This is a genomic window from Pseudomonas sp. Pseusp21 (assembly GCF_059492145.1).
On the sequence record NZ_CP168520.1, the window covers coordinates 4,152,535 to 4,163,903 of the forward strand.

At 61.5% G+C, this 11,369-nt stretch carries 9 protein-coding genes; 6 read left to right on the forward strand and 3 right to left on the reverse strand.

All coding sequences use genetic code 11. From position 1 onward, the window contains the following. The first annotated feature begins 154 nt into the window (after positions 1 to 154). The 3 genes from gltB to hemE all read left to right on the forward strand — a co-directional run bounded on the left by gltB (position 155) and on the right by hemE (position 7,366). A complete protein-coding gene (gene gltB / locus ACEN93_RS18970; RefSeq protein WP_495610370.1) occupies positions 155 to 4,600 on the forward strand; it encodes a glutamate synthase large subunit in 4,446 nt (1,481 codons plus the stop codon). Positions 4,601 to 4,633: 33 nt separating this feature from the next. Then, positions 4,634 to 6,052, forward strand: coding sequence for an FAD-dependent oxidoreductase (locus tag ACEN93_RS18975; protein ID WP_007909438.1), 1,419 nt, complete (start codon positions 4,634 to 4,636; stop codon positions 6,050 to 6,052). Between the two features lie 246 nt (positions 6,053 to 6,298). Then, complete coding sequence (hemE, locus tag ACEN93_RS18980) at positions 6,299 to 7,366, forward strand: uroporphyrinogen decarboxylase (protein WP_495610371.1); 1,068 nt, start codon at positions 6,299 to 6,301, stop codon at positions 7,364 to 7,366. Between the two features lie 70 nt (positions 7,367 to 7,436). On the opposite strand, the gene ACEN93_RS18985 is transcribed toward hemE, so the two are convergent. Continuing rightward, a complete protein-coding gene (locus ACEN93_RS18985) occupies positions 7,437 to 8,711 on the reverse strand; it encodes an MFS transporter (protein ID WP_039766449.1) in 1,275 nt (424 codons plus the stop codon). 118 nt (positions 8,712 to 8,829) lie between these two features. Here ACEN93_RS18985 and ACEN93_RS18990 point away from each other — a divergent pair, with 118 nt between their 5' ends. Continuing rightward, positions 8,830 to 9,726 carry a LysR family transcriptional regulator gene (locus ACEN93_RS18990; protein ID WP_039766450.1) on the forward strand — a complete coding sequence of 299 codons (897 nt, stop codon included), beginning with the start codon at positions 8,830 to 8,832 and terminating at the stop codon, positions 9,724 to 9,726. Here the strand turns inward: ACEN93_RS18990 and ACEN93_RS18995 are convergent, their stop codons facing one another. Beyond that, positions 9,727 to 10,164, reverse strand: coding sequence for an excinuclease (locus ACEN93_RS18995; protein WP_074689573.1), 438 nt, complete (start codon positions 10,162 to 10,164; stop codon positions 9,727 to 9,729). A gap of 118 nt (positions 10,165 to 10,282) precedes the next feature. Here ACEN93_RS18995 and ACEN93_RS19000 point away from each other — a divergent pair, with 118 nt between their 5' ends. Together ACEN93_RS19000 and ACEN93_RS19005 are read left to right on the forward strand one after the other, a co-directional pair. Continuing rightward, positions 10,283 to 10,588 (forward strand): type II toxin-antitoxin system RelE/ParE family toxin, encoded by a 306-nt coding sequence (locus tag ACEN93_RS19000; RefSeq protein WP_039766452.1) that lies wholly within the window; start codon positions 10,283 to 10,285, stop codon positions 10,586 to 10,588. Next, the gene (locus ACEN93_RS19005) at positions 10,585 to 10,872 is read left to right on the forward strand and encodes an addiction module antidote protein (protein ID WP_011332089.1); all 288 of its coding nucleotides are present in this window, start codon (positions 10,585 to 10,587) and stop codon (positions 10,870 to 10,872) included. Before ACEN93_RS19000 ends, ACEN93_RS19005 begins: the two co-directional genes overlap by 4 nt. A 49-nt stretch (positions 10,873 to 10,921) precedes the next feature. Here the strand turns inward: ACEN93_RS19005 and ACEN93_RS19010 are convergent, their stop codons facing one another. Then, positions 10,922 to 11,362 carry an excinuclease gene (locus ACEN93_RS19010; protein ID WP_495610372.1) on the reverse strand — a complete coding sequence of 147 codons (441 nt, stop codon included), beginning with the start codon at positions 11,360 to 11,362 and terminating at the stop codon, positions 10,922 to 10,924. Positions 11,363 to 11,369: the final 7 nt, after the last annotated feature.

Consider the following 11,369-nt stretch of genomic DNA (forward strand, 5'->3'; position numbering starts at 1 on the left):
CATTTCGTCGTCAAATTTGTGAGCCTCTGTGTCGCTGTGTACAATGACCACCCTTTTGCCCCCGCAAAGCCGGCGTACGTTCGGCGCGGAAAGCAAGTGGTTGAATTGAAAAGAAATTTGCCTCGTTAAGAGGCAGCCTGGTGAGAAAGTGTCTATGAAAGCAGGTCTGTACCAACCAGATGAATTCAAGGATAACTGCGGTTTCGGCCTGATAGCCCATATGCAGGGCGAACCCAGTCATACCCTTTTGCAAACGGCCATCGAGGCCCTGACCTGCATGACCCACCGCGGTGGGATTAATGCCGACGGCAAGACCGGTGACGGTTGCGGTCTGCTGATTCAAAAGCCCGACGCCTTCCTGCGTGCCATTGCCCAGGAAGCCTTCAGCGTCGAGCTGCCCAAGCAATATGCCGTGGGCATGGTCTTCTTCAATCAGGATCCGGCCAAGGCCGAAGCCGCTCGCGAGAACATGAACCGCGAGATCCTGGCCGAAGGCCTGCAACTGATCGGCTGGCGCAAAGTGCCGATCGACACCAGCGTCCTCGGCCGCCTGGCCCTTGAGCGCCTGCCGCAGATCGAGCAGGTGTACATCGGCGGCGAAGGCCTGAGCGATCAGGACATGGCGGTCAAGCTGTTCAGCGCCCGTCGTCGCTCGTCCGTGGCCAATGCCGCCGACACCGACCACTACATCTGCAGCTTTTCCCACAAGACCATCATCTATAAAGGCCTGATGATGCCGGCCGACCTGGCCGCGTTCTATCCGGACCTGGGTGACCAGCGCCTGCAAACCGCGATCTGCGTGTTCCACCAGCGCTTCTCCACCAACACCCTGCCGAAATGGCCGCTGGCTCAGCCATTCCGCTTCCTCGCCCACAACGGCGAGATCAACACCATCACCGGCAACCGCAACTGGGCTCAGGCCCGTCGGACCAAGTTCACCAACGATCTGATGGATCTGGAAGAACTCGGCCCACTGGTCAACCGCGTCGGTTCCGACTCCTCGAGCATGGACAACATGCTCGAACTGATGGTCACCGGCGGCATCGACCTGTTCCGTGGCGTGCGGATGATCATTCCGCCAGCGTGGCAGAACGTTGAAACCATGGACCCGGATCTGCGTGCGTTCTACGAGTACAACTCGATGCACATGGAACCGTGGGACGGTCCGGCCGGCGTGGTCATGACCGACGGTCGCTACGCGGTGTGCCTGCTCGACCGTAACGGTCTGCGCCCGGCGCGCTGGGTCACCACCAAGAACGGTTTCATCACCCTGGCTTCGGAAATCGGCGTCTGGAACTACCAGCCTGAAGACGTGCTCGCCAAGGGCCGTGTCGGCCCGGGCCAGATCTTCGCCGTGGACACCGAAACCGGGCAGATCCTCGACACCGACGCGATCGACAATCGTCTGAAATCCCGTCATCCGTACAAGCAATGGCTGCGCAAGAACGCCCTGCGCATCCAGGCGACCATGGAAGACAACGATCACGGTTCGGCTTTCTACGACGTCGATCAGCTCAAGCAATACATGAAGATGTATCAGGTCACGTTCGAAGAGCGCGATCAGGTACTGCGTCCGCTTGGCGAGCAAGGCTACGAAGCCGTCGGCTCGATGGGCGACGACACGCCGATGGCCGTGCTGTCCCAGCGCGTGCGCACGCCGTACGACTATTTCCGTCAGCAGTTCGCACAGGTGACCAACCCGCCGATCGACCCGCTGCGTGAAGCGATCGTGATGTCGCTGGAAATCTGCCTCGGTGCCGAGCGCAACATCTTCCAGGAATCGCCGGAACACGCTTCGCGCGTGATCCTCAGCTCTCCGGTCATTTCCCCGGCCAAGTGGCGTTCGCTGATGAACCTCGACCGCCCGGGTTTCGAGCGGCAGATCATCGACCTCAACTACGACGAAAGCGTCGGCCTCGAAGCGGCAATCCGCAACGTCGCGGATCAGGCTGAAGAAGCCGTGCGTGCCGGTCGTACCCAGATCGTTCTGAGCGACCGTCATATCGCTCCGGGCAAGCTGCCGATCCACGCCTCGCTGGCCACCGGCGCGGTGCACCACCGCCTGACCGAAAAAGGCCTGCGCTGCGACTCCAACATCCTGGTTGAAACCGCCACCGCACGGGATCCGCACCACTTCGCGGTGCTGATCGGCTTTGGCGCCTCGGCGGTCTATCCGTTCCTGGCCTACGAAGTGCTGGGCGACCTGATCCGGACCGGTGAAGTCCTGGGCGACCTCTACGAGGTGTTCAAGAACTACCGCAAAGGCATCACCAAAGGTCTGTTGAAGATCCTGTCGAAGATGGGCATCTCGACCATCGCCTCGTACCGCGGTGCTCAGTTGTTCGAAGCGATCGGTCTTTCCGAGGAAGTCTGCGAGCTGAGCTTCCGTGGCGTGCCGAGCCGAATCAAGGGTGCGCGTTTCGTCGACATCGAAGCCGAACAGAAAGCCCTGGCCGCCGAAGCCTGGAGTCCGCGCAAGCCGATCCAGCAGGGCGGTCTGCTGAAGTTCGTCCACGGTGGCGAATATCACGCGTACAACCCGGACGTGGTCAACACCCTGCAAGCCGCCGTGCAGCAGGGCGACTACGCCAAATTCAAGGAATACACCTCGCTGGTGGACAACCGTCCGGTGTCGATGATCCGCGACCTGTTCAAGGTCAAGACCCTCGACACCCCGCTGGACATCAGTGAAGTCGAGCCGCTGGAGTCGGTGCTCAAGCGCTTCGACTCCGCCGGTATCTCGCTGGGCGCCCTGTCGCCGGAAGCTCACGAAGCCCTGGCCGAAGCCATGAACCGCCTCGGTGCGCGTTCCAACTCCGGCGAAGGCGGCGAAGACCCGGCGCGCTACGGCACCATCAAGAGCTCGAAAATCAAGCAGGTCGCGACCGGCCGTTTCGGGGTGACCCCGGAATATCTGGTCAACGCCGAAGTGCTGCAGATCAAGGTCGCCCAGGGCGCCAAGCCGGGCGAGGGCGGGCAACTGCCGGGCGGCAAAGTGAACGGGCTGATCGCCAAGCTGCGTTACGCAGTGCCGGGCGTGACCCTGATTTCGCCACCACCGCACCACGACATCTATTCGATTGAAGACTTGTCGCAGTTGATCTTTGACCTGAAACAGGTCAACCCGAAGGCGCTGGTTTCGGTGAAACTCGTGGCTGAAGCAGGCGTCGGCACCATCGCCGCCGGTGTCGCCAAGGCTTATGCGGACTTGATCACCATCTCCGGCTACGACGGTGGCACCGGTGCTTCGCCGCTGACCTCGATCAAATACGCCGGCGCTCCGTGGGAACTTGGCTTGGCCGAAACCCACCAGACCCTGCGCGGCAACGACCTGCGCGGCAAGGTTCGCGTACAGACCGACGGCGGCCTGAAAACCGGCCTCGACGTGATCAAGGCTGCGATCCTTGGCGCCGAAAGCTTCGGTTTCGGCACCGCGCCGATGATCGCGCTGGGCTGCAAATACCTGCGTATTTGCCACCTGAACAACTGCGCCACCGGCGTCGCGACCCAGAACGAGAAGCTGCGCAAGGATCACTACATCGGCACCGTCGACATGGTGGTGAATTTCTTCACCTACGTCGCCGAAGAAACCCGTGAGTGGCTGGCCAAGCTCGGCGTGCGCTCCCTCGAAGAGCTGATCGGCCGTACCGATCTGCTGGAAATCCTCGAAGGCCAGACCGCCAAGCAGCATCACCTGGATCTGACCCCGCTGCTGGGCAGCGATCACATTCCGGCGGACAAGCCTCAGTTCTGCGGCGTCGAGCGCAACCCGCCCTTCGACCAGGGCCTGCTGGCCGAGAAAATGGTCGAGATGGCGACGTCGGCGATCAACGACCTCAGTGGCGCCGAGTTCGATCTGGACATCTGCAACTGCGACCGTTCGATCGGCGCGCGGATCTCCGGCGAAATCGCGCGCAAGCACGGCAACCAGGGTATGGCCAACGCGCCGATCACCTTCCGCTTCAAGGGCACGGCGGGCCAGAGCTTCGGCGTGTGGAACGCCGGTGGTCTGAACATGTACCTGGAAGGCGATGCCAACGACTACGTCGGCAAAGGCATGACCGGCGGCAAACTGGTCATCGTGCCGCCGAAGGGCAGCGTTTATAAGACTCAGGAAAGCGCCATCATCGGCAACACCTGCCTGTACGGCGCCACGGGTGGCAAGCTGTTCGCCGCCGGCACCGCAGGCGAGCGTTTCGCCGTGCGCAACTCCGGTGCCCACACGGTTGTGGAAGGCACTGGCGATCACTGCTGTGAGTACATGACCGGTGGTTTTGTCTGCGTTCTGGGCAAGACCGGTTACAACTTCGGCTCTGGCATGACCGGCGGTTTCGCCTACGTGCTCGACCAGGACAACACCTTCGTTGACCGGGTCAACCACGAACTGGTGGAAATCCAGCGGATCAGCGGCGAGGCGATGGAAGCCTATCGCAGCCACCTGCAGAACGTGCTGAACGAGTATGTCGCGGAAACCGACAGCGAGTGGGGTCGTGAACTCGCCGAGAACCTCGATGACTACTTGCGCCGTTTCTGGCTGGTCAAGCCGAAGGCTGCCAACCTGAAGTCGTTGCTTTCCAGCACCCGTGCCAACCCGCAGTGATATGCGCCTGAAGAGTTTGATGAGGTTTTAACAATGGCTGAACGTCTGAATAACGACTTCCAGTTCATCGATGTCGGGCGCAAGGATCCGAAGAAGAAACTGTTGCGTCAACGCAAGAAAGAGTTCGTGGAAATCTACGAACCGTTCAAACCCCAGCAGTCGGCCGACCAGGCCCACCGCTGCCTGGGTTGCGGCAACCCGTACTGCGAATGGAAGTGCCCGGTGCACAACTTCATTCCGAACTGGCTGAAGCTGGTGGCCGAGGGCAACATCCTCCAGGCCGCCGAGCTGTCGCACCAGACCAACACCCTGCCGGAAGTCTGCGGCCGGGTGTGCCCGCAGGATCGTCTGTGTGAGGGTGCCTGCACCCTTAACGACGGCTTCGGCGCGGTGACCATCGGTTCGGTCGAGAAGTACATCACCGACACCGCGTTCGCCATGGGCTGGCGCCCGGACATGTCCAAGGTCAAACCGACCGGCAAGCGTGTCGCGATCATCGGCGCAGGCCCGGCGGGCCTCGGTTGTGCCGACGTGCTGGTGCGCGGCGGCGTGACCCCGGTGGTGTTCGACAAGAACCCGGAAATCGGCGGTCTGCTGACCTTCGGCATCCCCGAGTTCAAGCTTGAGAAGACCGTGCTGAGCAATCGCCGCGAAGTCTTCACCGGCATGGGCATCGAATTCCGCCTCAACACCGAGGTCGGCAAGGACGTGACCATGGAGCAGCTGCTCGCCGAATACGATGCCGTGTTCATGGGCATGGGCACCTACACCTACATGAAGGGCGGTTTTGCCGGTGAGGACCTGCCGGGTGTCTACGACGCGCTGGACTTCCTGATCGCCAACGTCAACCGCAACCTGGGCTTTGAAAAGTCGCCGGAAGATTTCGTCGACATGAAGGGCAAGAAGGTCGTGGTGCTGGGTGGCGGCGACACGGCGATGGACTGCAACCGCACGTCGATCCGCCAGGGCGCCAAATCGGTGACCTGCGCCTATCGTCGTGACGAAGCGAACATGCCTGGCTCGCGCAAAGAGGTGAAAAACGCCAAGGAAGAAGGCGTGAAATTCCTCTACAACCGCCAGCCGATCGCCATCGTCGGCGAGGACAAGGTCGAAGGCGTGAAGGTGGTCGAGACCCGTCTCGGCGAACCGGATGCCCGTGGCCGTCGCAGCCCCGAGCCGATCCCGGGCTCCGAAGAGATCATCCCGGCCGATGCCGTGGTCATCGCGTTCGGTTTCCGCCCGAGCCCGGCGCCGTGGTTCGAGCAGTTCGAAATCCAGACCGACAGCCAGGGCCGCGTGGTGGCACCGGAGCAAGGTCAGTACAAGCACCAGACCAGCAACCCGAAAATCTTCGCCGGTGGCGATATGGTGCGCGGTTCCGACCTGGTGGTGACGGCGATCTTCGAAGGCCGCAATGCAGCGGAAGGGATCCTCGACTACCTGGGCGTCTAAACCTTCCTCTGATCGTTCCCACGTCGAGGCGTCGAACCGTCTGCGTGGGAATGCCTCCCGGGACGCTCTGCGTCCCAAAAGGCGTGACGCGGAGCGTCACTGGCGGCGTTACCACGCGGAGCGTGGGAACGATCTTCTGTGAAAAAAACGCGACAAATTGACCCGATAGACAAAAGGCTGACCTGCATCCGTGCCTTTTGCGTCGCGCTCTGAGAAAATGCCCGCACTTTTTTTCCGGATGCCGACATGACTGCCCTGAAGAACGACCGTTTCCTCCGCGCCCTGCTCAAGCAACCCGTAGACGTCACCCCAGTGTGGATGATGCGCCAGGCCGGCCGCTACCTGCCGGAATACCGCGCCAGCCGCGCCCAGGCCGGTGATTTCATGAGCCTGTGCATGAATCCGGAATTCGCCTGCGAAGTCACGCTGCAACCCCTCGACCGCTATCCGCAACTGGATGCGGCGATCCTGTTCTCCGACATCCTCACCATTCCCGATGCCATGGGCCAGGGCCTGTACTTCGAGACCGGTGAAGGTCCGCGCTTCAAGAAAGTCGTCAGCACCCTGGCCGACATCGAAGCCCTGCCGATCCCGGATCCGCACAAAGACCTCGGCTACGTGATGGACGCGGTCAGCACCATCCGCCGCGAACTGAACGGCCGCGTGCCGCTGATCGGTTTCTCCGGCAGCCCGTGGACCCTCGCCACGTACATGGTCGAAGGCGGCTCGTCGAAAGACTTCCGCAAGACCAAGGCGATGCTCTACGACAACCCGCAAGCCATGCACCTGCTGCTGGACAAGCTGGCACAGTCGGTGACTTCGTACCTCAACGGCCAGATCCAGGCCGGTGCGCAAGCGGTGCAGATCTTCGATACCTGGGGCGGCAACCTGTCCGCGGCGGCGTACGAAGAGTTCTCCCTGGCCTACATGAAGAAAATCGTCAGCGGCCTGATCCGCGAGCACGACGGTCGCAAAGTGCCGGTGATCCTGTTCACCAAGAACGGCGGCCTGTGGCTGGAAAGCATCGCCGACGCCGGCGCTGACGCATTGGGCCTGGACTGGACCTGCGACATCGGCAACGCCCGCGCCCGCGTGGGTGACAAGGTCGCGCTGCAAGGCAACATGGACCCGACCGTGCTCTACGCCAAACCTGAAGCGATCCGCACCGAAGTCGGGCGCATCCTCGCCAGCTACGGCAAGGGCAGCGGCCACGTCTTCAACCTCGGCCACGGCATCACCCCGGAAGTCGATCCGGAGCACGCTGGCGCGTTCCTGCGTGCGGTGCACGAGTTGTCGGCGCAGTATCACGAGTAATCGGCGCTCAGCTCTAAGGGTAGAAAACAAAAACGCCCGGCTTATGCCGGGCGTTTTTTGTGGGCGCGAATCAGGCTTTGACGCCACCCAGCGGCGGCAACTTCGCCAGCTTCAACGCCACCAACAGCGCCACCAGCAACAGCGCGCCGATGAACAACCCGATCCCGTTCCATCCCGCCAGGTGCCAGAACACCCCGCCCGCCGTCCCCGCGATGCTCGACCCGGCGTAATAGCTGAACAGGTACAACGACGACGCCTGGCCCTTGGCCTTGAGCGCCCGGCGGCCGATCCAGCTGCTGGCGACCGAGTGGGCGGCGAAGAAGCCGAAGGTGAAGATCAGCATGCCGATGATCACCAGCGGCAGCGGTGTGAACATCGTCAGGGCGAGGCCGGCGAACATCAGGGCGATGGTGGCCCACAGCACTTTGCGACGGCCCAGTTTGTCGGCCAGCGAACCGATTTTCGCCGAGCTGTAGATGCCCGACAGATACACCACCGATAGCAGCCCCACAAACACCTGATCCATGTGGTACGGCTCGGCCAGCAGGCGGTAACCGATGTAGTTGAACAGGGTGACGAACGCGCCCATCAGCACAAACGCCTCAAGGAACAGCAATGGCAGGCCGGCATCGCGAAAGTGCATGGTGAAGCCGTCGAGCAGGCTGCGCGGGTGCAGCGAGCGGGAGCGGAAGTTGCGCGACTCCGGCAGGATTTTCCAGAACACCGCCGCTGCGATCAGCGCCAGGCCGCCAATCACCATCATCGCCGTGTGCCAGCTGACGAAGTCGATCAGCACACCGGTGATCAACCGCCCGCTCATGCCGCCAATCGCGTTGCCGCCGATGTACAGACCCATCGCCAGGCCGATGTGCTGCGGATGGATTTCCTCGCTGAGATAAGTCATTGCCACCGCTGCCAGACCGCTCAATGACAATCCGATCAGCGCGCGCATGATCAATACGCCGTGCCAGCTCGGCATCATCGAACTGGCGATGGTGCACAGCGCCGCGGCAAACAGCGCGGCGACCATCACCGGTTTACGCCCGACCCGATCTGAAATCGGGCCAGTGATCAGCAGACCGAACGCCAGCATGCCGGTGGCCACCGACAGGATCAGGCTGCTCTGCGCGGCGTTGATCGAATATTCGTGGGACAGCAGCGGCATCATCGGCTGCACGCAGTACAGCAGGGCGAAGGTGGCGAAGCCGCCGCTGAACAGCGCGAGTACCGTGCGCATGAACGCGGGCGTGCCTTTCTCGATGTAGATCTCTTGCAGTTCGGTCAGTACATCGTCCGCCGCAGCGGGCGGAACTTCATGGGCCAGTGGAGCGACGGCGGTTTTCACATCAGACCTCGGAGGGCGCGGGCAGGCAGGCAATGAAAAAATCATATAGCTGGCTAATATTTCTATCCAATATATTGTTCGACCTGTTTGATAGCTTTCACGACCTAATGGGGTGTTCATGGAATTGCGTCATCTGCGCTACTTCATCGCCGTTGCCGAAGAACTGCACTTCGGCCGCGCCGCACAGGTGCTGGGCATCTCCCAGCCACCGCTGAGCCAGCAGATTCAGGCGCTGGAACAGGAAGTCGGCGCGCGACTGTTCGAGCGTACCAATCGTCGGGTCGAGCTCAGCGAGGCCGGGCGACTGTTTCTGGAGGAAGCGCGGCTGGTGCTCGCGCAAGTCGACAAAGCGGCGGACGTGGCCCGCCGGGCGCAACTCGGTGAACTAGGGGAGTTGAAGATCGGCTTCACCTCGTCGGCGCCTTTCAACTCGACCATTCCCCAGGCGATCTTCTCTTTTCGCCAGCGCTTTCCGGCCGTGCACCTGAACCTGCGCGAGATGAGCAGCACCATGGTGGCCGACGCGTTGGTGGACGAATCGATCGAAGTCGGCATCATGCGACCGCTGGGGTTGCCGGATTCGCTCAGCGTGGTCGAACTGATGCGCGAGCCTTTGGTGGCTGTGCTCAGCTCCAAACATCCGCTGGCGCAGGGCTCTGAAGAGGGACTATTCCTCTCGGCGCTGGCACTTGAGCCGTTCGTGTTCTTCCCGCGCAGCTACGGCAGTGGGCTGTATTCGCAGTTGATAAGCCTGGCCCGAGACGCGGGTTTCAGCCCGCACTTCGCCCAGGAAGCCGGCGAAGCCATGACCATCATCGGTCTGGTGGCAGCGGGTCTGGGCGTGTCAGTGATGCCGGCGTCGTATCAGCGGATGCGCATCGACGGCGTGGTCTATCGACCGCTGCTCGATCCCGAGGCCGTGACGGCGGTGTGGCTGGTGCAGCGCAAGGACCAGAAATCGCCGATGGCCAAGGCGTTTGTCGAACTGCTCACGCGCAAGGTCGAAGCCGGTTGATCAGGGCAGCCGTACCAGATCACCCTTCAACGCCACCCGCGTGACAAAGATGCCGGCCCGACATTCGTAAGTGTTCAGATCCTTGCGCACATGCTGGTCGTAGTAGCTGACGATATTGGTTACCGCATTGGCCCCGACACGCTTGGCCTCGGCCTGCAGCGCAATCAGATTCGACTGCAACACCCACTCGCAGGAGTCGTGATCGCTCTTGTTGAAGCCGTTGGTCTTCAGATCGCTGACCACCCCGCGCCGCAACAACCGCTGAGTGCCCTGAGGCCCGTTGCCGACCAGATAAAACTTCACACTGCCATCCAGCCGCCCGGCGCGCATCGCATCCGACACAACGGTTTCGAACGGCATGTACATCAGATTGGTGGCGTGGCTGGCGCTGGGGAGCAGGCTGAAAAGGGCGGCAGCGATCAGGGCTTTCGCTTGCATGGTCGTCTCCTTGACGTAACGCGCAGCAAATCATGGGTATGACGAGTGTAGACGCCGTATATCGGACAGAGAGAAGTCCATGTAGAGTGCGTGTAGCTCAACGGCTACACTTGCAACCATGACTGAGATACTTCGAAGCTCCACATTCTCGAGCTGGCTTGTGAAGCTGGCTGATAGTCGCGCCAGGATGCGTATTCAGGTGCGAATTGATCGTATGGCTGAGGGAAACTTCGGTGATGTCAAAGCCATTGGCGAAGGGATCAGCGAAGCCCGAATTGACTATGGCCCGGGATATCGGGTCTATTTCATGCAGCAAGGTCGTCAGCTGGTCATCCTCCTTTGTGGTGGAGACAAGAGCAGTCAATCTCGAGACATCAAGCAAGCCAGGCTCATCGCGGAATCCTGGCAGGAGCAAAACCCATGACCGAACAATTCACTCGTTGGGACTCAGCCGAGTACCTCAAGACAGAAGAGGACATGGCCAACTATCTGGATGCCTGCATGGAAGAGGCGGGGGATGACCCGGCTTTTATTGCCAAGGCACTTGGCACAATTGCTCGGGCGCGTGGCATGACCCAGGTCGCGCGGGATGCGGGGCTATCAAGGGAAAGTCTTTATCGCGCACTGTCAGGCGAGGTAAATCCCGAGTTTGGAACGATCCTCAAAGTCATGAAAGCGCTGGGGCTGAAGTTGCATGCCAGCACATGATCTGAATTGAAAAGGGCGCCGAAAGGCGCCCTTATGTCGTTTCCGGCCGTTACTGAACCGTCGCCAGATCGCCCTTCAACGCTACGCCGGCCATGATGGCGCCCGCGTGGCATTCGTAGGTTTTCGCATCCTTGCGCTCGTTGCTCTTGTAGAAGCTGACGATGTTGGTCACGGCGTTGGCGCCGGCGTTTTTTGCGGCCTGGTGCAGGCTGATGATCGCCGATTGCACGACCCACTCGCAGGCTTCCTGGTCGGTCTTGTTGAAGGCGTTGGTCTTCTTGTTGGTCACGGCGCCGGGGCTGACGACGGTGACTTTGCCGGCCGGGGCATTGCCCGCCAGATAGAACTTCACGCTGCCGTCGATCTTGCCGGTGCGGGTCGCTTCGGCGACGGCCTTGTCGAACGGCAGGTCGACCGCCGTGTCACGGGCCTGGCTGACGGCCGGCATGGCGCAGATGAGCAGGGTGGCAGCGAGTTTCTTGAAGTGCATGGAGGTC